20 protein-coding genes are annotated in these 19,822 nt (G+C 46.0%); 14 read left to right on the forward strand and 6 right to left on the reverse strand.

The window, feature by feature from the left end:
- The first annotated feature begins 16 nt into the window (after window positions 1-16).
- From ABIN22_RS08425 to ABIN22_RS08460, 8 genes are all read left to right on the forward strand, one after another.
- Entirely contained in the window at window positions 17-1,321 is a 1,305-nt protein-coding gene (locus ABIN22_RS08425) for an NCS2 family permease (RefSeq protein WP_346907927.1), read from the forward strand.
- Window positions 1,322-1,333: 12 nt separating this feature from the next.
- Window positions 1,334-3,046 (forward strand): adenine deaminase C-terminal domain-containing protein, encoded by a 1,713-nt coding sequence (locus ABIN22_RS08430; RefSeq protein ID WP_346908172.1) that lies wholly within the window; start codon window positions 1,334-1,336, stop codon window positions 3,044-3,046.
- Between the two features lie 302 nt (window positions 3,047-3,348).
- On the forward strand, window positions 3,349-3,540 hold the full coding sequence (locus tag ABIN22_RS08435) for a hypothetical protein (protein WP_109733785.1): 192 nt from the start codon (window positions 3,349-3,351) through the stop codon (window positions 3,538-3,540).
- Between the two features lie 126 nt (window positions 3,541-3,666).
- Window positions 3,667-4,134, forward strand: a complete 468-nt coding sequence (locus tag ABIN22_RS08440) for a hypothetical protein (RefSeq protein WP_109733786.1) — start codon at window positions 3,667-3,669, stop codon at window positions 4,132-4,134.
- On the forward strand, window positions 4,131-5,471 hold the full coding sequence (locus ABIN22_RS08445) for a TrkH family potassium uptake protein (RefSeq protein WP_118622792.1): 1,341 nt from the start codon (window positions 4,131-4,133) through the stop codon (window positions 5,469-5,471). The genes ABIN22_RS08440 and ABIN22_RS08445 overlap by 4 nt, the downstream gene beginning before the upstream one ends.
- A gap of 16 nt (window positions 5,472-5,487) precedes the next feature.
- Window positions 5,488-6,141 (forward strand): potassium channel family protein, encoded by a 654-nt coding sequence (locus tag ABIN22_RS08450; RefSeq protein WP_109733788.1) that lies wholly within the window; start codon window positions 5,488-5,490, stop codon window positions 6,139-6,141.
- Window positions 6,142-6,194: 53 nt separating this feature from the next.
- Entirely contained in the window at window positions 6,195-7,631 is a 1,437-nt protein-coding gene (locus ABIN22_RS08455) for a sensor histidine kinase (protein WP_346907930.1), read from the forward strand.
- 81 nt (window positions 7,632-7,712) lie between these two features.
- Window positions 7,713-8,405 (forward strand): response regulator, encoded by a 693-nt coding sequence (locus ABIN22_RS08460; protein WP_109733790.1) that lies wholly within the window; start codon window positions 7,713-7,715, stop codon window positions 8,403-8,405.
- 51 nt (window positions 8,406-8,456) lie between these two features.
- Here the strand turns inward: ABIN22_RS08460 and ABIN22_RS08465 are convergent, their stop codons facing one another.
- The 5 genes from ABIN22_RS08465 to ABIN22_RS08485 are packed head-to-tail and all read right to left on the reverse strand — an operon-like array spanning window position 8,457 to window position 11,752.
- The gene (locus ABIN22_RS08465; RefSeq protein WP_109733791.1) at window positions 8,457-9,176 is read right to left on the reverse strand and encodes a PHP domain-containing protein; all 720 of its coding nucleotides are present in this window, start codon (window positions 9,174-9,176) and stop codon (window positions 8,457-8,459) included.
- The gene (locus ABIN22_RS08470; RefSeq protein ID WP_346907933.1) at window positions 9,173-9,505 is read right to left on the reverse strand and encodes a hypothetical protein; all 333 of its coding nucleotides are present in this window, start codon (window positions 9,503-9,505) and stop codon (window positions 9,173-9,175) included. Before ABIN22_RS08470 ends, ABIN22_RS08465 begins: the two co-directional genes overlap by 4 nt.
- A 44-nt stretch (window positions 9,506-9,549) precedes the next feature.
- On the reverse strand, window positions 9,550-10,959 hold the full coding sequence (locus tag ABIN22_RS08475; protein ID WP_109733793.1) for a [Fe-Fe] hydrogenase large subunit C-terminal domain-containing protein: 1,410 nt from the start codon (window positions 10,957-10,959) through the stop codon (window positions 9,550-9,552).
- A gap of 25 nt (window positions 10,960-10,984) precedes the next feature.
- Window positions 10,985-11,407, reverse strand: coding sequence for an ATP-binding protein (locus tag ABIN22_RS08480; protein WP_109733794.1), 423 nt, complete (start codon window positions 11,405-11,407; stop codon window positions 10,985-10,987).
- Window positions 11,408-11,752, reverse strand: a complete 345-nt coding sequence (locus tag ABIN22_RS08485) for a DRTGG domain-containing protein (RefSeq protein ID WP_109733848.1) — start codon at window positions 11,750-11,752, stop codon at window positions 11,408-11,410. It abuts the gene before it with no gap.
- 319 nt (window positions 11,753-12,071) lie between these two features.
- On the opposite strand from ABIN22_RS08485, the gene ABIN22_RS08490 reads away from it, so the two are divergent.
- Genes ABIN22_RS08490 through ABIN22_RS08510 form a run of 5 tightly spaced genes read left to right on the forward strand, consistent with a single transcriptional unit; the run spans window position 12,072 to window position 17,096 of the window.
- Window positions 12,072-12,566 carry an NADH-quinone oxidoreductase subunit NuoE family protein gene (locus ABIN22_RS08490; RefSeq protein ID WP_109733795.1) on the forward strand — a complete coding sequence of 165 codons (495 nt, stop codon included), beginning with the start codon at window positions 12,072-12,074 and terminating at the stop codon, window positions 12,564-12,566.
- 4 nt (window positions 12,567-12,570) lie between these two features.
- The gene (locus ABIN22_RS08495; RefSeq protein WP_109733796.1) at window positions 12,571-13,131 is read left to right on the forward strand and encodes an ATP-binding protein; all 561 of its coding nucleotides are present in this window, start codon (window positions 12,571-12,573) and stop codon (window positions 13,129-13,131) included.
- 16 nt (window positions 13,132-13,147) lie between these two features.
- Window positions 13,148-13,531 (forward strand): (2Fe-2S) ferredoxin domain-containing protein, encoded by a 384-nt coding sequence (locus ABIN22_RS08500; RefSeq protein WP_109733797.1) that lies wholly within the window; start codon window positions 13,148-13,150, stop codon window positions 13,529-13,531.
- Window positions 13,532-13,549: 18 nt separating this feature from the next.
- The gene (gene nuoF, locus ABIN22_RS08505) at window positions 13,550-15,337 is read left to right on the forward strand and encodes an NADH-quinone oxidoreductase subunit NuoF (RefSeq protein WP_109733798.1); all 1,788 of its coding nucleotides are present in this window, start codon (window positions 13,550-13,552) and stop codon (window positions 15,335-15,337) included.
- Window positions 15,338-15,353: 16 nt separating this feature from the next.
- Window positions 15,354-17,096 (forward strand): NADH-dependent [FeFe] hydrogenase, group A6, encoded by a 1,743-nt coding sequence (locus ABIN22_RS08510; RefSeq protein ID WP_109733799.1) that lies wholly within the window; start codon window positions 15,354-15,356, stop codon window positions 17,094-17,096.
- A gap of 99 nt (window positions 17,097-17,195) precedes the next feature.
- Here ABIN22_RS08510 and ABIN22_RS08515 read toward each other — a convergent pair whose 3' ends face one another.
- Window positions 17,196-18,413, reverse strand: coding sequence for an amidohydrolase family protein (locus ABIN22_RS08515; protein WP_118622810.1), 1,218 nt, complete (start codon window positions 18,411-18,413; stop codon window positions 17,196-17,198).
- Between the two features lie 291 nt (window positions 18,414-18,704).
- Here ABIN22_RS08515 and ABIN22_RS08520 point away from each other — a divergent pair, with 291 nt between their 5' ends.
- Entirely contained in the window at window positions 18,705-19,808 is a 1,104-nt protein-coding gene (locus ABIN22_RS08520) for a hypothetical protein (protein WP_346907936.1), read from the forward strand.
- Window positions 19,809-19,822 lie beyond the last annotated feature (14 nt).

Raw genomic sequence — 19,822 nt, forward strand, 5'->3', positions numbered from 1 at the left:
ATGAAGGAGAGTACTTATGAAACAGTGGGTGGAAAAACAATTTGAGTTTTCTAAGTTCCATACAAATGTAAAGACAGAACTTCTGGCAGGTATTACTACATTTGTCACGATGGCATATGTTCTGGCGACGGTGCCGAACATCCTTGGAGGTGCCGGGGCAGATAAACATGTTATGCTGACTGTCATGGTTCTGCTGATTGTTCTGACAAGCTGTGCGATGGCGTTATATACAAACCGCCCATTCGTTCTGGCACCGGGGCTTGGAAGCGTCGGAATCGTAGCTTCGATGATCAGTAATGAAGGAATCCCGGCTGAGATCGCATCAGGAGTTATCTTCTGGAGCGGTGTATTATTTATACTGATTTCTTTTCTCGGACTTCGGGAAGCGGTTGTAAAAGTAATTCCAGTCAGTCTGAAGCATGCAGTCAGTGCCGGAATCGGTTTATTTATTGCACTTCTGGGGGCAAAGAGCAGTGGGCTTATTATAGCAAATGAGGCAAAGAATACACTTGGATTTGGTGATCTGAAATCACCTGCAGTTATAGTGACCGTGATTGGTTTCGTGATATTACTTATCATGAAGGTTATGAATGTTCCGGGCGGAATGATTCTTACCATTCTTTTGACAACACTGGCTGGAATTCCATTTGGTGTGACAAAAATGCCGGAGCAGATTTTCTCCATGCCGGCTAATATCGTACCGCAGTTTTTAAAGGTAGATTTCATTGGAGCATTAAATTTTGCATACATTCCATTTTTGATCGCACTGTTTGTGCCTGATTTCTTCTCAACCTTTGGTACTGTGCTGGGAGTCGGTGCCAAAGCGGGATATCTGGATGAAAACGGAAATCTTCCCGGAATTGACAAATGTTTTAAAATAGATGCAGTTTCTACAAGCTTTGGTGCGCTGTTCGGGATGCCAAGCATGACGACCTACCTTGAGTCTTCCGCAGGAGTAGAGGCTGGCGGAAAGACAGGCCTTACTGCGGTATTTACGAGTATATGCTTCCTGCTTGCATTATTTTTCGCACCGCTTGCACTGGTGATCCCTTCCGCAGCGACGGCACCGGTATTGATTTTTATCGGAATCAATATGTTAAGCGGTATGAAAAATGTAAACTACAATGATATCACAGAATATATTCCGGCATTTATCTGTGTAACATTTACGATTTTTGCAAACAACATCGCAAACGGAATCTGTGTGGCGCTTCCTGCATACCTGATTATGAAAATCGCAGCAGGCAAAATCAAAGAGATTTCACCGGTGATGTATATTCTTGTTGCCGTCTGTGCACTTTACTTTTTTACGATTGTTTAATGGAGGCCCATGATGGAAAAAGCAGATCTTTGGATTCGAAATGCAAAGGTATACAATTCATACAGGAAAGAATTTTTTGAGGCGGATGTCTCTGTAAAGGACGGGAAATTTTTCTATATCGACCGTGAAAAGTCTACAGAGTTTGATGCCGTAAAGGAAATTGACGCGGATGGTAAATATATGATTCCTGGGATGATTGACATTCATATGCATATCGAGAGCTCAATGATGACTCCGGGGCCGTTTGGAAGATATATGGCTTCCTGCGGCGTGACAACAATCGTGTCGGAACCCCATGAGATGGCAAATGTACGTGGAATCCGCGGGGTACATGAGATGATCTGTGCCGCAGAGGAGGCGCCGATTGATATCTATTATGGTATTCCAAGCAGTGTACCGTCTACAAGCTCCAGACTTGAGACGACAGGCGGCGTCATAGACTGCGAGGCAATGAAATGTCTGTTGAAAGAAAAGGACGTAGTCTGTGTCGGTGAGATCATGAATTACCGCAAAATAATAGAAGAGGGCAACCAACTTGAGATTACGAAATTTCTTGAATACCTCAGGGAAGAAAAGCCGGGATATGTGGTCGAAGGGCACTGTCCTTCGCTGACCGGTCTTGAACTTGCGAAATTTTTATATCTGGGAATTGACGGAGACCACACAGAACACACTCTGGAAGAAGTCAGACAGCGGATTGAAAATGGAATGTTCTTCGAGATTCAGGAGAAAATGCTCAAGCCTGAAATTCTGGATTACATTGTTTCTAATAATCTCTATGAGCATGTGAGTTTTGTGACCGATGACACGATGGCCGATGCACTCTATGAAAAAGGGCATCTGAATAAGGTCGCAGAACAGGCCGTTCGCTTGGGATTTCCCGTGGAACAGGCCATTTATTGCGCTACATTTACCCCTGCCAGAAGAATGCAGTTTTATGACAGGGGGAGTATTGCACCCGGAAAACTTGCAGATTTCCAGCTGCTTGAAAATCTGGAGGTGATGGAGCCATCTCTTGTCTATAAATGTGGAGTAGAGATCTATCACAGGAATTCTGCGGAGGAACCGAAAAGTTCTTATGAATTTCCTGAGGACTTTTATCACAGTGTCTGCCTGCCAGAGATTACGAAAAATAATTTTCAAATTCCGGCAAATGGTAAGAAAGCGCTTGTGCGTGCCATCTGTGTTCAGGAATCATGCACACAGACAAAGGAAGTACAGATTGAAATGCCTGTCAAAGACGGATATCTTCACTGGCAGGAGAGCGGCTGTATGCTGGCAATGGTCATTGAACGCTATGGGAAGAATGGAAATATCGGTTATGGTTTCCTGACCGGAGACTGCTGCAGGGCAGGGACAGTTGCAACAACTTACTGCCATGATCATCATAATCTTCTCGTTGCAGGGCATAAACCAGAGGATATGTTACTGGCAGTTCAAAGGCTTGAAAAGCTTCAGGGAGGTTTCCTTGTTGTTAATGAAGGAGAAATTCTGGCAGAACTGGCACTTCCGGTCTGTGGGATTCTAAATGAAGGTTCTGTGGAAAACATTGGAAGGGCCGTAAAGAAAATCCGGGGTAAAATGAACAGTCTCGGGTATAAACACCTGAATCCGATCATGTCATTTGGAACACTGGGACTACCGGTGAGCCCGGCGCTGAAACTGACAGACAGAGGATTAATTGATGTAAAAGCAGGTGAGATCGTTCCGCTGTTTGTTAAATAATTTATCTGGCGCAAAGTATACAGTGTATCTTTGAGCGTAAGCATAATAACAGGCATTGCCGATGATATTTTTGGGAAGAAGACATCTGGCAATGCCTGTTATTTAGTTGTATTTCTAATCCCCGATATGATAAAATAATATTAATATCCTCAGGAAATCCAGCAGTAAAAACAATACCGGAAAAGGAGGGATTATATGAAAAACACCCCGAAAAAACGTCAGTCAACAACAGAAAATTATTGACCCTAGCAATTGGAAAAATTATCCAGTTGCTTTTTTTATTCTATGAAAGGAGCGAAAGTATGGATATTAATTATGAATTAGAACAGGAATTTATTATAGTGTACATAAAGAAGGGAGAGATGCACATCCGGTCTTTATCTGACGGGGCATTTCAAATCGCATATCGTACACTGAAAGAAAACAAAAAAGTTAAGATACTGGAGGTATTCCGCAGACTGGGAACTGATGACCTGAAGACAATTTGCGAATAGAGGCAAATGCAGCAGTTTTATGGAAAATTCTGGTCTAAACACAATCTTAATGTTTCACTGCCTAATTTTATCACCGCCTTAATGCAAAAAAGATTATGATAATAATAAGAAAAGAAGGTGATGAATATGTTAACGAATTTAATTTTAGGGATTATAGTAACAGCCGGAGCTCTGTATGGCCTTTATCTGATGAAAGGGATTGACCGCTTTATCGATGATGAGAAAGAGCTTCAGAAGAAGGCAAAGAAGAAACAATACGCAGTGATCTTTGGAAAAAGCAAGGAAATGGAGCAGGTTGCATCCTGGTTTGAGAAGGCCGGTATTGAGCCGGTATTTCTGGAATCTGTCTATATTGACAGGGCATGGCAGCATGTAGAGTATCTGGCAGCGGTATCAGACTCCGATATTGATAACCTTTCAGCCTGCAATTTATTCCGGAAAATGTATCCGGGGGCGCAGATTTTCAGCCTGTGCAATGAGAAAATGAATATGAGGCTGTACCGTCAGTCACACGTCCAGATATTTACAGAAAAAGAAGAACTGCTGCAGCGGCTGGAATTGCTGATTATGGAAAACGAGGTCGGTGCGGCATGAAACTTTTTACAAAACGCTTAACGCAGACACAGATGATTGTATTGGGGTACTGTCTTATTATATTCATTGGAGCAGGGCTTTTGATGCTCCCGGTCTCCACAAGGGACGGTGTGGCGACTCCGGCTGTGGATGCACTGTTCACTTCAACTTCTGCAGCATGTGTAACAGGCCTTGTGATTGCGGACACATTCCAGTACTGGTCCCTATTTGGACAAAGCGTGATACTGGTGATCATCCAGCTTGGGGGACTTGGATTCATGACGATAGGCGTCTGCTTTGCCATCTTACTCAGGAGAAAGATAGGCCTGTGGACCAGAGGGACGCTTCAGGAGAGTGTGAATATTATGCAGGTCGGCGGCATCGTCAGACTGGCTAAGAAAATCATTATTGGTACAGTTTTCTTCGAAGGTCTCGGGGCGCTGATACTTGCGATTCGTTTCTGTGAGACAATGAGTCTGGGAAAAGCAGTATATTTTGGCATTTTTCATGCAATCTCGGCCTTTTGCAATGCCGGTTTTGACCTGATGGGCGGACACGGGGCTTATTCCTCTTTTACACCATATTATAATGACTGGGTCGTGAATCTCGTCATTATGGGCCTGATTGTGATAGGGGGGATAGGTTTCTTTGTGTGGAATGATATTTCCATATATAAAGTGTCCTTTAGGAGATACAGCCTTCATACGAAAATTGTATTAATATCTACGTTTATACTTATTTTTGGAGGGGCAGCACTTCTCTTTTTCTTTGAACGGAATAACACGATTGCAGGAATGCCCTTTGATGATAAAATACTATGTTCTCTGTTTGGCTCCGTGACTGCAAGGACCGCCGGATTTAATACCGTGGATACGGCAGCGCTGACTGACAGCAGCAAGATTCTGACCTCCATTCTCATGTTTATAGGAGGGAGCCCGGGATCTACGGCGGGAGGGATTAAGACAACAACATTCGTGGTACTTCTGATTTATGTCCACGCTAATCTGAGGAAAGAGATGCATTGTAAGATTTTCGGGAGAAGGCTGGATGAGGGGTCTATCAGAAAGGCCAGTGCAGTTTTATGTATTAATTTATTTTCCGTAATCCTGGCAGTGCTCGTAATCGTTACGGTGCAGCCGGTTGCAGTTACTGATGCAGCGTTTGAAGTGATTTCCGCAATCGGGACGGTGGGGATGTCAACAGGGATTACAAGAGATATGGAAACTATTTCGAAGATTGTACTGATATTCCTTATGTATTGCGGAAGAATCGGCAGTATGACATTCGCCCTCTCCCTGCGCGGGCATAAGGTAGAACCGCCGGTGAAATTGCCTGTGGAACAGATTATGATAGGTTGATTGGAGGAGTTAGAATATGAAATCAGTATTAATTATAGGCCTTGGCAGACTGGGACACCATCTATGTATTAATATGTCACAGCTGGGAAATGAGGTTATGATTGTTGACAAGGACGAGGAGTGTATGCAGGACCTGCTTCCGTATGCCACGATGGCGAAGGTGGGAGACTGTACAAATGAAGATGTGCTGAAAAGTCTCGGTATAGGGAACTTTGATATTTGCTTTGTATGCATCGGCTCCAATTTCCAGAGCAGTCTGGAGATTACAAGCCTCATTAAGGAAATGGGGGCGAACTATGTTGTGAGCAAGGCAAACAGAGACATCCACGCAAAATTCCTTTTAAGAAACGGTGCAGATGAAGTCATCTACCCGGACCGGGATATCGCGGAACGTCTGGCTGTCAGGCATAGCGCAAACCATGTGTTTGACTATATTGAACTGACCGAGGGGTATTCCATTTTTGAAATACCACCGATGAAGGAATGGATCGGAAAGAGTATCCGCCAGCTTGCAATACGGTCTAAATACCATGTAAGTATTCTTGGAATTAAGACAAACGGGCATCTGCAGCTCTTGCCGCAGGCAGACAGGCTTCTTACTGCAGAAGACCATCTGATGGTCGTTGGACTGAAAAAGGACATTGACCGGATATTGGCAAACATCCATTAAGGTGTTATGATAAAAAATAAATACAGGCAGGTGGAAAGGAGAGCACACAGCATATGAAGAGTGCAGCAGGGGTTATAAAGAGCATTGCAAAGAACAGAAGAGTAAATTATGCTTTGAGGACAATACTCATTGTGCTTTCTGCCAGCATGTTCTGCCTGATCCTGAACAGGGCAGGAGTTGCGAAAGAAAACTGTCTGATGGTATTCATGGTCGGTGTGCTCCTGATCAGTGTTTTCACACGGGGATATGAATATGGGATCATAGGGGCCATCGTCAGTGTCATGATGTTTAATTACTTTTTTACCGTTCCAGTGCATACATTTGCCATCATGAACCCGAATGATGTGGCACTGATGGGCTTTTTCCTATTGGCGGCCTGTATCTCTTCCAGCCTGACCGTACGGTTTCAGAAGCAGCTGCTGATCGCACAGAACAGTGAGGAGACGGCACTCAGGCTTTATGAAATGTCAGAAAAGTTTATCAATGTGACAGGCAAGGAGAATATTATACAGCTGGGGATCCGGTATATCTATGAGCATACCGGATACGATTGCATTGTTGAACTGGAAGGGGAGACAATCGGGGCCGGGGCGGCCAAAGAGTATATCTCTAAGGATTACCTGATGTTTCCGATTATAGGTATGGTAAGGCAGCTGGGAACATTAAAAGTATTTAACCACAATCAGGGACTGGCGGCGGAGGCAGAAATGCTTGTGAAGACGGCGGCCAATCAGATTGGTATCGCGCTGGACAGGGAACTGATCTATGCAGAACAGGAACAGACCAAGGTGGAAGTGGAACGGGAGCACATGAAAAGCGGCATGCTCAGGAGCATTTCTCACGACTTCAGGACACCGCTTACAGGAATCATGGGTGACTGCAGCCTGATTCTGGAGAATCACTCTATGGATCAGGATGCAAAGGACGGGCTGGTCAGGGATGTTATGGAACAGGCGATGTGGCTGATGAAGATGATGGAAAATATTCTGAGCATGACAAAGATCGAGAGCGGGCAGCAGTTTATTGAAAAACGTACGGAAGTGGTGGATGATATTGTATATGAGGCTGAGAAGCATGTAATCGGCCTGAAGAAACGGCGTAATTTCCGTATCACACTGCCGGACAGGGTGGTCGTTGCCGATATGGACAATAAAATGATTATACAGGTTCTCGTGAATCTTCTGGATAATGCCATGAAGCATACGGAGGATGCTGGATATATCGGACTCAATGTGTTTTACCGCAGCTGCCGCGTTTATTTTGTGGTGGAGGATGACGGCGACGGGATAAAGGAAGGGATGACAGAGAAGATATTTGACGAATTTGTCTCCCTGTCGGACAAGAGTACGGACCAGAAGCGGGGGATTGGACTGGGACTTGCAATCTGCCGGGAAGTCGTGAAGGCCCACGATGGTGAGATCTGGGCGGAAAACCGTGCCGAAGGCGGTGCAAGATTCACCTTCTGGCTGAAAGCGGGGCTTGCAGATTAAATGTTACTGTTCAGACCGTGCCATACATTCCGGCGGCTGGAGAGGATGGCCTTATGACATAATGGATAACAGGTGGTAGTGATGAAAGAAAAGAAAACGATTCTGATCGTTGAAGACGATAAATATATTGTAAACTTTATGAGCATGACTCTGAAAGATGAGGAATACGGATATTTTGTGGCAAAATCTGTTAAGGAGGCGATCAGCCTGTTTTATGCAAACCAGCCGGATATGATCCTGCTTGATCTGGGCCTGCCTGACGGGGACGGGTTAGAAGTTGTTAAGAATGTCAGGGAACTGTCCAATACGCCGATCATTGTCGTGTCTGCCAGACAGGAAGAGCAGGAAAAGATACAGGCGCTCGATGCGGGCGCGGATGATTACGTGACAAAGCCGTTTTATATGGGAGAACTGATGGCCCGGATACGCGTTGCTATGAGAAAAATGGAGAGTATGGCCTTAGAGAATACAGAGGAAGTATTCCGGCAGGATTACCTGACTGTGGACTATGCAAAGCGGAGTGTGATGATTGATGAAGAGGAGATCCACCTGACACCGATTGAATATAAGATATTGGTTCTGCTGATTGCGAACAGGGGCAAAGTGCTGACCCATAACTATATACTGAAAGAGATATGGGGGTATGCAAAAGGCGCCGAGGCAGGGACACTCAGGGTGTTTATGGCTACGCTGAGAAGGAAGATTGAGAAAAACCCGGCGGAGCCACGGTTCATTGTGACAGAAGTGGGAGTTGGATACCGGTTTAAGGAGTGATTCCGGAAAATAGAGTAAGAAAAGGGGAATGCTTAAGCGGCATTCCCTTTTTTAGAGTTTATTATTAATTGCGGTTAAGATATCTTTCAGCCCCTTTGACTCAGAGAAGATCTGATACTGGGGTTCCCGGATATCCTCCAGATAATGCGCGTCAGAGCTGCTTATGATATTGCAGTTCAAAAAATAGGGATGATCTTTCTGTATCTTGTGCAGATTCTTCAAATCATGAACCTCGGCACAGGTAAATGCACTGTCAGGTGGAACAAAACCTAAGTTAGACAGAAGACTGGTAGACGTCTTGTCAATATGGGCCGGATAAGCGATTCCACCGTACTCTGCTGTCAGGCTGACTACTTCGTCAAATGGGATATCCGTGGCATTGATGAGCAGGTTACCGACTGTTCCGGTCACTTCATCGTCCTCGTTCATGATCTGCTGTTTTCCGAAAATCTCTTCTTTGTTCTTTATTGGCATCAAGTGTTCATAAACATAGGAGTCAAATGCAAGTGCATTGTCCAATTCTGAAAACAGACAGATCACATGGACCTCTTCTGCGGTACACAGTTCCATTCCCGGTATTACAGTAACACCGTAATTCTGTCCGTGAATCATGGCAGCGGGACAGTTGAGGCAGCTGTTATGGTCGGTCAGTGCAATGACATCAAGCCCCTTAATGGATGCCATACCTACAATATTGGCAGGTGTCATGTCGTCATCTCCGCATGGGGAAAGACAGGAATGGAGATGAAGATCATAATATAGCGGAATCATGCAAGTCCCGCTTCATAGACTTCCAGAGCCATATCGAAGACAGGAAGGTCTGTTGCCATAACGGCAATCCCTTCCGCTTCTGCCTGTGCTAGAGTCCCCTCATCCAGAGCAACGCCCTCTGCCAGTATGATACAGGCAGTATCGGTCAGCGTGGCAACGGCGAGGGTGTTCTTATTCCCCATGACAGTAACCCATACGCCGTCTGCGGGAGCCTTGCCCATTGCAATGCTCAGCAGGTCGCAGCAGAATACTTTACTGACTTCCCGGTCAGGATTCCCTTTTACAAGTACGCTTAAGTCCGGTAAATCTAAAACTGACTGAAGTTTCATGTATGATTTCTCCTTTCAGAATAAAAAATATGATTAACGGCAGGTCATGACGGATCCTCATCCGAAGCTTTCTGTTCCGGTACGCCAAATGCATCCAGTTCTGTCGTCAGTTTGTGGATATATTCGTGGAGGAGCTTCGTGCTTTCATCTTCAAAGCCGCAGGACTGGCTGGAAGCTTTGGAGAGAAAGTCAATTTCCTTTGAAAGACTGGAAATGTGTTCACGCAGAACATAGATACAGTCGTTGCTTGTTGCAACACCTCTCACGATATCCTCCGCCAGGGTCTGGCATGTAGGGGCCCCACAGGAGCCACAGTCAAGTCCCGGGAACTTTTTCGTCAGTTCCTCCACTGTACTCATCATCTCAAGGCTTTCTTTAAAGGTATTGCCCAGACGGAATACCGGTTCGTATTCCACGTCATCATCCCAATAGATATTATCAATCTCGGGGTATGTATTCAGATGGCTCTTGGAGACAGGCTGGTAACGCAGCAGTCTTTTCGTCTTTGTCGTTGCAACATAGGCATTCTCTACAGTCAGGGTGCCTCCCACACAGCCGCCGTTGCAGGCGTTGAGTTCTATGAACTTCAGGCCGTGGATCTTTTCATCCTCAATCTCTTCGAGGACGCGGAGTATATTGACAATCCCGTCGGCGGCCAGATAGCTGTCGATCAAAAGACCACCGACCTCACCGCCTGCATTACCCCAGCCGAGCCCGATTCTCCCCGAACTGGAGAGAGGCTTTAACTGGCTTTCATCCCGGCTCATGTGGGGCAGCAGGAGCGGATAAACATCCTTGATTGCTACTACATTATCTATGTTACTCTTTTCTATCCCGAGGGGGGCCTTTGCATAGGAAACCTTGGACGGGCAGGGGGATATGAAAATAATGCCGATATCCTCTGATGGAAGTCCGGTCCGTTCTATGGCCCGTGCCCGGGCTATCTCTGCGGCAACCTCGACGGGGGGCTTGATTGGCAGAAGTTTGGACAAAAGGGCCGGGAACTTCACACGAATCAGCCTGACGACGGAAGGACAGGCTGAACTGATGAACGGTCCTTCATCTGCGTGGGCCTTCATATATTCCCTTGAGGCTTCGGATACCAGCTCTGCGGCCGCGCTGACCTCGAATACGTCATCAAAACCCAGCTTCAGAAGGGCATTCAGTACGATATCCACGTTCGTCAGGTTATTATACTGGGCATAAAGAGAAGGCGCCGGAAGCGCGACTGTATACTTATAATTGTTCAGTACATTGAGTGAATCATAATTCGGTATTTTAGCATGATGCGGGCAGTAGCGGATGCAGCGGCCGCAGTCAATGCAGAACTTGTCAATGATGTGGGCTTTTCCATTATGTACGCGGATCGCCTGGGTGGGGCAGTACTTGATACAGTTGATACAGCCCTGGCAGGCATCTTCGTTCAGACGAACAGAACGAATGAACTTATCCATATCGGCTCCTTTCAATAGTAAATAATTAGATAAATACTTTCATCGTTACGGTTGTTCCGACTCCGACTTCGGACTCAATCTGGAAATCATCCGAATACTTCTTCATATTCGGGAGTCCCATACCGGCTCCAAAACCAAGGGAACGGACTTCTTCAGGTGCGGTGGAGTATCCTTCCTGCATCGCCTTTGAGATATCCGGGATGCCGGGGCCTTTGTCGGCGAGGACCATGACGATCTCGGTATCCGAAATCGTAACAGTGAGTTCACCGCCGTCAGCATGGATGACCATGTTAATCTCACCTTCGTACATTGCGATTGCAACCTTCCGTATCGCGGCGTTATCTACTCCAAGCATCTTCAGTTTATTCTTGATCGCGCTGCTGGCTTCACCGGCGCGCGTAAAATCATCTCCGGGTATTTCGTATGTAAATGTCAGATGTTCACTCATTTAAGCACCTCCCCGCAGTCCATGTTCATATAATATTCCACATGTGGTGAACATATAATGTTTGGTTGCAAGTATAGCCATACCTTTTCCCTGTGCGAGTGCAATGATGTTCGCATCAGGCATCTTGCCGCGCACGAAAATAATACAGGCGATATCCAGCATCTCGGCAGTTCTGACGACCTGCGGATTGCATAATCCGGTAATGAGGACAGAACATTCTTCCGCAAAGGCAAGGACGTCGCTCATCATATCGGATGAAAAAACAAATCTGGCATCCAGATCCAGCAGCTCATCGCCAAACAAAAGTTCGGCATCCAGCAGTTTTTGCATTTCCTTTATTGTCATAAGTCCTCCAATCCAATCTACATTCTGTTTGTTTCCTTTTGTCTTCCGGGGCCGGTTATGAATCCGGAATGACATATCAGTTGTGAATTCAGTATAGCATTTGTGCCTGCAAAATGCAATGTCAGACCTTGTGCCAAATGCATATGAAATGGCGTAAAAAGCGGAAAAGAATGAAAATAATTTAACAATATACAGAAACTAAATGAGAATTGCTATCAGCAGAAACGACAAAAAGATGAAGAAATAGTGCTGGAATTTTGTAATATATTATGATATGATGAACCTAAATATAGTCCAAAAAAGAAATGGAGGTTAAGCGATGCTCGCAAAGAAAGAGACCGTTCCGTTCTCAGGAACTAAGGAACAAGAAGAATCATTATTGAAAGTGATTTCTGAGCTGAAAGATGAAAAAGGTGCTTTGATGCCGATTCTTCAGAAGGCTCAGGATATCTACGGATACCTTCCCATAGAGGTACAGACAATCATTTCTAATGAAACAGGGATTCCTCTGGAAAAGATTTATGGGGTAGCTACATTCTATTCACAGTTCACATTAAGTCCCAAGGGAAAATATCAGATTTCCGTCTGTCTTGGAACCGCCTGCTATGTTAAAGGGTCGGGTGACATTTATAATGCACTGATGGAAAAACTTGGGATTGTCGGCGGGGAATGTACACCTGACGGGAAGTTTTCATTAGACGCATGCCGCTGTGTAGGTGCATGCGGACTGGCGCCGGTTATGATGATCAATGGCGAAGTATACGGACGCCTTACCGTGGATGATATTGATGACATTTTAGCAAAATACGAATAAGCCTATGATGCCGGAAATATCACTGAACATATTGGATGTAGCAGAGAACTCTGTACGTGCAGGAGCATCACTTATTGAAATAAGGGTTTTTGTACAGACAGAAGAAGATACTCTGACCGTCACCATTCAAGATGACGGATGCGGAATGTCACGAGAGCAGACAGAAAAGGTGCAGGACCCATTTTACACGACTAGGACTACGAGAAGAGTAGGTTTGGGAGTGCCTTTTTTCAAACAGGCTGCAGAAAGTGCAGGAGGAAGCTTTTCCATTATGTCAGAACTTGGTAAAGGGACAGTTGTAAAAGCAGTTTTTCAATTATCACATATTGACAGAATGCCGCTCGGGGACATTAGTTCCACAATACATACGCTGGTAGTCTTTAATGAGCAGATCCGTTTTATCTATACCTACAGGTATAATGAGAACGAATTTGTTCTGGACACTCAGGAGCTTAAGGAGATACTGGGTGGGGAGATATCCTTCCAGGACCTGGAGGTTTCCAGATTTATTAAGGAATTTCTGGAGTCCAATAAGGCAGAGGCGGACCAGGGAGCGGATATATAATATTAGGAGGAAATTTATGAAATCTCTTGAAGAATTACGTGCAATCAGAGAAAAGATGCAGGGTAAAGTCGGCATCCGCGGAGAGAGTGAGGACCAGATCAGGGTTGTCGTTGGAATGGCAACATGTGGGATCGCAAGCGGTGCAAGACCTGTACTTACAGCACTTTCAGATGCTGTCCAGGAGCAGGGACTTACGAATATCAGTGTTACACAGACCGGGTGCATCGGGCTGTGCCAGTATGAGCCGATCGTTGAGGTACTCGAACCCGGCAAGGAGAAAGTAACGTATGTGAAGATGACTCCTGAAAAAGCGATGGAAGTCCTGAGGATGCATCTGCTGGATGGCCAGGTGGTGACAAAATATACATTAGGTGCGGCTCAGAAGAACGCTGAAAAATAATAAAGGAGGCTAATGATTATGTATCGTTCACATGTTTTGGTTTGTGGTGGAACAGGCTGTACTTCTTCCGGAAGCCAGAGAATTATAGAGAGACTTGAAAAAGAAATCAAAGCCCAGGGTCTGGAGGAAGAAGTCGGTGTTGTAAAGACAGGGTGCTTCGGCCTGTGTGCATTGGGACCGATTATGATCGTATACCCGGAAGGATCCTTCTATTCAATGGTACAGGAAGATGATATTCCGGAGATCGTATCAGAGCATCTGCTCAAAGGAAGGGTTGTTACCCGTCTTCTATACGATGAGACAACAAAGTCAGAAGATATCCTGCCACTGAATGAGACAAACTTCTATAAGAAGCAGAAGAGGGTTGCCTTACGCAACTGCGGTGTCATTAATCCGGAGAATATCGAGGAATACATAGGGACAGGCGGCTATGAGGCGCTGGGAACCGTCCTGACACAGAAGACTCCGGAAGACGTAATCCAGATCCTTCTGGACAGCGGCTTAAGGGGAAGGGGCGGTGCAGGATTCCCGACCGGCCTGAAATGGAAATTTGCGGCTGCAAATGATGCGGACCAGAAATATGTCTGCTGTAATGCCGATGAAGGTGACCCAGGAGCATTCATGGACCGTTCCGTACTCGAAGGGGACCCACATGTTGTTCTCGAAGCAATGACGATCGCGGGTTATGCAATCGGTGCTTCACAGGGATACATCTATGTGCGTGCAGAGTATCCAATCGCTGTAAAACGTCTGGAGATCGCGATCGGACAGGCAAGAGAATACGGACTGCTTGGCAAAGATATCTTTGGAAGCGGATTTAATTTTGATATTGAACTCAGACTTGGTGCAGGTGCATTTGTCTGTGGTGAGGAGACTGCCCTCATGACATCTATTGAAGGAAGCAGGGGCGAGCCGCGTCCGCGTCCTCCGTTCCCGGCACTCAAAGGGCTGTTCCAGAAGCCTACGATTCTGAATAACGTTGAGACACTGGCGAATATCCCGCAGATCATTGTGAACGGACCGGAATGGTTCGCATCAATGGGAACCGAGAAATCAAAGGGAACAAAAGTTTTTGCCCTCGGAGGCAAGATCAATAATACAGGACTCGTTGAGATTCCGATGGGAACAACTCTGCGTGAGATCGTAGAAGAGATCGGCGGCGGTGTCCCGAATGGCAAGAAGTTCAAAGCGGCACAGACAGGTGGTCCTTCAGGCGGATGTATTCCGGCAGAACACTTCGATGTTCCGATTGACTATGACAACCTGATTGCGATCGGTTCCATGATGGGGTCCGGCGGTCTGATTGTCATGGATGAAGACAACTGTATGGTTGATATCGCGAAGTTCTTCCTTGAATTTACGGTAGATGAATCCTGTGGAAAGTGTACACCGTGCCGTGTTGGTACAAGACGTATGCTGGAGATTCTGGATAAGATCACAAAAGGCCAGGGAACAATGGAAGATCTGGATAAACTGGAAGAGCTGTGTAACCATCTGAAGACAAATTCGCTCTGCGCATTGGGACAGACGGCTCCGAACCCGGTAATTTCCACTCTCAAATATTTCAGAGAAGAGTATATTGCACACATCGTTGACAAGAGATGTCCGGCAGGCGTATGTAAGTCACTGCTTCAGTACAAGATTGATGCGGATAAGTGTAAAGGCTGTACATTATGTGCAAGGACATGTCCGGCAGATGCAATTACCGGCAGCGTAAAAGAACCGCATATGATCAATCCTGAGAAGTGCGTGAAGTGCGGCGCTTGTATGGAAAAATGCCGTTTTGGTGCAATTTACAAAGAGTAATGGAGGGTAGAAGAATATGGAGAATGTGAATATTAAAATCAATGGCTTGAATGTCAGCGCACCGGCAGGTTCTACTATCCTGGAAGCAGCACGTCTGGCAGGGATCAAGATCCCTACACTCTGTTTCTTAAAGGACATCAATGAGATTGGTGCCTGCCGTATGTGTATTGTAGAAGTAAAAGGAGCAAGGAATCTGGTTGCGGCTTGTGTACACCCGATCAATGAAGGCATGGAAGTACTGACGAATACACCGCAGCTGATCGAGTCCAGAAAACGTACACTGGAACTGATCCTTTCTAATCATGAGAAGAAGTGCCTTTCCTGTGTCAGAAGCGGGAAGTGTGAGCTTCAGGAACTCTGCCAGGAACTGGGGGTAGAAGATGAGGACCGTTTTGCGGGTGAATCTCCGCACTATGAGCTGGATGACAGCGCACCGCATATGATCCGTGACAATAACAAATGTATCCTTTGCCGCCGCTGTTCGGCAGTCTGTGAAAAAGTGCAGGCAGTAGGCGTAATCGGACCAAACAACCGTGGATTTGAGACATTTATCGGCTCCGCTTTTGATATGGGGCTGGGAGACACAAGCTGTGTATCCTGCGGCCAGTGTATTGCAGCATGTCCGACAGGTGCCTTATATGAGAAAGATTTTGTTGATGATGTTCTCGCAGCAATCGCAGACCCGACAAAGCATGTTGTTGTTCAGCCGGCTCCGTCTGTAAGGGCGGCACTTGGGGAAGAATTCGGATATCCGATGGGAACAGACGTGGAGGGCAAGATGGCAGCAGCCCTGCGCAGAATCGGATTTGACAAGGTATTTGATACAGATTTCAGTGCGGACCTTACGATCATGGAGGAAGCAAACGAATTCCTCGGACGTGTCCAGAACGGCGGGGTACTGCCGATGATGACCTCCTGTTCACCGGGATGGATCAAATACTGCGAACACTATTATCCGGACCTGCTGGATCATCTGTCAAGTTGTAAATCACCCCAGCAGATGTTTGGTGCGATCACGAAGACATATTATGCAGAGAAGATGGGGATTGACCCGAAAGATATTGTATGTGTCAGCGTAATGCCATGTACGGCAAAGAAATTTGAGATCGGTCGTGATGACCAGAATGCAGCCGGTGTTCCGGATGTGGATATTTCTATCACTACGAGAGAGCTTGCACGCCTGATCCGTAAGGTAGGCATTGATTTCAGAGTTCTGCCGGATGAAGGTTTTGATGACCCGTTAGGAGAGTCTACAGGGGCAGCCGTGATTTTCGGTGCGACTGGCGGTGTTATGGAAGCGGCTCTTCGTACAGCAGTTGAGAAGCTGACAGGGGAAGAACTTGCAAATGTAGAATTTACAGATGTGCGTGGTACGGAAGGTATCAAAGAGGCTGTTTACCATGTCGCAGGAATGGATGTCAAGGTAGCGGTTGCGTCCGGATTATCCAATGCAAAGGTACTGATGGATAAGATCCGTGCAGGGGAAGCAGATTATCACTTCATTGAGATCATGTGCTGCCCGGGAGGCTGCGTAAACGGAGGCGGACAGCCTCAGGTACACGCTGATGTGCGTAATTTCGAGGATGTTCGTGCAATCCGTGCAAAAGTACTGTATGATAACGATTCAGCAAAGACACTGCGCAAGTCACACGACAACCCGTCAATCAAGAAAGTATACGAAGAATACTTAGGCGAGCCGGGAAGCGAGAAAGCACACCATATCTTACATACAAGCTACGTGAAACGCAGCATCAATTAAAAAAACCATAAATAAAGCAGCCGGAACCTTTTCAACAAGTTCCGGCTGCTTTATTCCCGTGAATTTGACTATATGTAAAGACCAATCCTGTTAGCTTTTTTAAACGTATCTTGTTCCCTGTTCATAAACCTTTTTCCCGCCGAGGAATACAGTATTTGTTTGAAATACGCAATTAATGTCAGCGCTCAAATCTCCGTCAACCACTGTAATATCAGCAAGAAGTCCTTCTTTAATCATTCCAAGTTCATCTTCCCTGCCCAGAACCTTTGCCGGGTTTGCTGTTGCAGTCTGGATAGCCTGTACCGGTGTGATGCCGTATTTCACCATGTAAGTCAGTTCCTGCTGTACAGGAAGGACCGGGGCACCGTACATGACCATATCACTTCCCGTGCAGACTGTTACGCCGGTATCATAAAGCTTTTTAAAATTATCGCGGTAAGATTCATAGGCAGGCTCGTAGAAAGCATAATCCCTCTGTTCTTTCGCAGCAACCGGGTCACTGAATACGTCTGCATTTCCTTCTTCTATATTTTTTTTACATACTTCATAAAGATATGTATATGCGAAGATTGTAGGTGTCCAGGAGATTCCTTTTTCCTTCATCTGCTGTGCCTGCTCGACAGTCAGAAATGTGCCGTGCTCGATCGTATCGAATCCGGCATCGATACACATTTGTATGGAAGGATGTGTTCCGGCGTGAACGACACATTTGATACCTCTTCTGTGGCACTCATCTGCGGCGGCATCCAGTTCCTCCTGTGTATATTCTGGGATGTGGGAACGGTGACTGGTCAGTACCTTAACCCATTCGGCCCCGTCTCTGACCTGCTTTCGGATCTCAGCACGAATCGCCCAGGGTCCGTCGACCTGAATCACTTCATCCCAGCAGTGCCCGCCTGTCATACACATGCCCGCATCTACGTGCGTGATTCTCGGAATTGTAATAAAACCTTTCTCTTCAGACATTTTCAACGTCCTGCAGACACCATGCGGTGAATAGCAGTCTCTTACGCTTGTGATGCCTTTTGTAAAAGCCGCCTGTGCATGCTGAAGTGCATACATCATAATCATCTGGTCATTGTAATTAAAGCTGTCGGGCTGGCTGTACCAATATCCAAGGTGGCAGTGCATATCGCACATGCCCGGAATAATTGTTGCATCCCCATAATCATTGAATGTTTCCTGCGGATAGGCGGCGGCAACCTCTTCCCTGCTTCCTACCTTTTCAATAATCCCCTTTTCATTGATTCTGACAGCGCTGTCTCTTAAGACTGTTGAGCCATCCCCTGTAATGATTGTCTTTGCACTAATAATCATATTCTGTCCTTTCCCCATATCTGCTATGGATGCATATTGAGCTTATTGTACTAGACTATAGTCTAATAGTCTATTCACGTATTCCCCAAAAATGCAGCAGTAATTTTGTGCATAAATACCGTTAATGCCCAGACCATGCCGTGCACCCTGCTGGATGTGAATAATAACTAAGTACCAGGAATCAGGTTAGAAACGAGCCCGCTTTTCGTTGATGAAATCAATAAAATAAGTTATAATTATTAACAGCAGAAAAAGGTTGGAATAGGACAATACAACAGGGGGAGTTTCAAGATGAAGAAAAAATTAATAAGCGGATTTCTTGCAGTAGTCATGGTTACGGGAGCCTTTTTATCCGGTTGCAGCACTGCACCGAAAAGGGACCCGGAAGAAGGGGTGAAAAAGGCTGTGCTGGATTCTCTGAAACGGGAACCCGTGGATTTCTCAGAGCTTCTGGAGAAAGGGATAAAAGAGACGGAGGATGTGTGTGATTTTACCCTCACCTTTCCAGAGGAATTAAAATCCCCTTATCTGGATTTCCTTGCCGAAGCTTATTCAGAAGTGGAGTTTCAGGTTACCTCGATTGATGAAAAGGATGGCAGCTACACGGCCAGGGTATCCTATGAGCCAATTGACCTTGAGGCCTCTCTGGAAGAAGTAAATGCAGCTTATGTGGAGGCTATGTCAGATACAGACCTTACACAATCCGTGTCTGCACTTCTTGAGGAGGATAAGAAAGCCCTGAAGGATCATATCATCAACCTGGACGGCAGGGTATTGGATTTCACTGTAGTAGAGAAGGATGGCTCCTACAATGTGTCAGAAGAGGAGATAAAGAAGGCCTTGTCCAGAGCCGTGGACGGTTATATGAAACCATATGAGGATGTATGCAGTGTGCTGGATTTGCGGGACTTTTTTCAGGCATATCTGGATGCCTCATTAAAAGGGGAATTCACCCAGTTTATGAAACATTCAGGAAAGACACAGGAAGAGGCACAGGTGTGGTATGAGTCGGGCGGCGCATTTGATCCCCCGGATGATCTCTCACAGCCATATCGTGAGCGGTGCAGCGCAGCCGTGAAAAATATTGTAAAACAGTGCAGCTATTCCGTCGGAATACCGAAGCAGAACGGGATCATGGACTTTACAGTTGAAGTTGTTATAACTCCGAACAATAGTCTGACAGCTGCGTGGAATGAGTTCCAGAACGGCACCTATTATGATATAGATTCGGCAAGTGCGGCATTTGTCGGGATTCTTGAAAAGTATGCGGCTGCCCCGGCTTTGGGTGAAGAAACAATATTCAAAGCAGAGGTTAATGCATCGTCTTTTACGTCGGTGGATGAGTCCTCTGATGTGTACAGGCTTGTTAATGCAATCTGCCCTGTCCCGGATTAAGATGTCTGCAGCAG

The organism is Faecalicatena orotica (genome assembly GCF_905197545.1).
In the GTDB taxonomy this organism is placed as follows: domain Bacteria; phylum Bacillota; class Clostridia; order Lachnospirales; family Lachnospiraceae; genus Faecalicatena_A; species Faecalicatena_A orotica.

Excerpts from the sequence above, each read along its gene's own strand:
- ABIN22_RS08425 (WP_346907927.1), top strand. The coding sequence starts at position 17 with ATGAAACAGTGGGTGGAAAAACAATTTGAGTTTTCTAAGTTCCATACA.
- ABIN22_RS08430 (WP_346908172.1), top strand. The coding sequence starts at position 1,334 with ATGGAAAAAGCAGATCTTTGGATTCGAAATGCAAAGGTATACAATTCA.
- ABIN22_RS08435 (WP_109733785.1), top strand. The coding sequence starts at position 3,349 with ATGGATATTAATTATGAATTAGAACAGGAATTTATTATAGTGTACATA.
- ABIN22_RS08440 (WP_109733786.1), top strand. The coding sequence starts at position 3,667 with ATGTTAACGAATTTAATTTTAGGGATTATAGTAACAGCCGGAGCTCTG.
- ABIN22_RS08445 (WP_118622792.1), top strand. The coding sequence starts at position 4,131 with ATGAAACTTTTTACAAAACGCTTAACGCAGACACAGATGATTGTATTG.
- ABIN22_RS08450 (WP_109733788.1), top strand. The coding sequence starts at position 5,488 with ATGAAATCAGTATTAATTATAGGCCTTGGCAGACTGGGACACCATCTA.
- ABIN22_RS08455 (WP_346907930.1), top strand. The coding sequence starts at position 6,195 with ATGAAGAGTGCAGCAGGGGTTATAAAGAGCATTGCAAAGAACAGAAGA.
- ABIN22_RS08460 (WP_109733790.1), top strand. The coding sequence starts at position 7,713 with ATGAAAGAAAAGAAAACGATTCTGATCGTTGAAGACGATAAATATATT.
- ABIN22_RS08465 (WP_109733791.1), bottom strand. The coding sequence starts at position 9,176 with ATGATTCCGCTATATTATGATCTTCATCTCCATTCCTGTCTTTCCCCA.
- ABIN22_RS08470 (WP_346907933.1), bottom strand. The coding sequence starts at position 9,505 with ATGAAACTTCAGTCAGTTTTAGATTTACCGGACTTAAGCGTACTTGTA.
- ABIN22_RS08475 (WP_109733793.1), bottom strand. The coding sequence starts at position 10,959 with ATGGATAAGTTCATTCGTTCTGTTCGTCTGAACGAAGATGCCTGCCAG.
- ABIN22_RS08480 (WP_109733794.1), bottom strand. The coding sequence starts at position 11,407 with ATGAGTGAACATCTGACATTTACATACGAAATACCCGGAGATGATTTT.
- ABIN22_RS08485 (WP_109733848.1), bottom strand. The coding sequence starts at position 11,752 with ATGACAATAAAGGAAATGCAAAAACTGCTGGATGCCGAACTTTTGTTT.
- ABIN22_RS08490 (WP_109733795.1), top strand. The coding sequence starts at position 12,072 with ATGCTCGCAAAGAAAGAGACCGTTCCGTTCTCAGGAACTAAGGAACAA.
- ABIN22_RS08495 (WP_109733796.1), top strand. The coding sequence starts at position 12,571 with ATGATGCCGGAAATATCACTGAACATATTGGATGTAGCAGAGAACTCT.
- ABIN22_RS08500 (WP_109733797.1), top strand. The coding sequence starts at position 13,148 with ATGAAATCTCTTGAAGAATTACGTGCAATCAGAGAAAAGATGCAGGGT.
- nuoF (WP_109733798.1), top strand. The coding sequence starts at position 13,550 with ATGTATCGTTCACATGTTTTGGTTTGTGGTGGAACAGGCTGTACTTCT.
- ABIN22_RS08510 (WP_109733799.1), top strand. The coding sequence starts at position 15,354 with ATGGAGAATGTGAATATTAAAATCAATGGCTTGAATGTCAGCGCACCG.
- ABIN22_RS08515 (WP_118622810.1), bottom strand. The coding sequence starts at position 18,413 with ATGATTATTAGTGCAAAGACAATCATTACAGGGGATGGCTCAACAGTC.
- ABIN22_RS08520 (WP_346907936.1), top strand. The coding sequence starts at position 18,705 with ATGAAGAAAAAATTAATAAGCGGATTTCTTGCAGTAGTCATGGTTACG.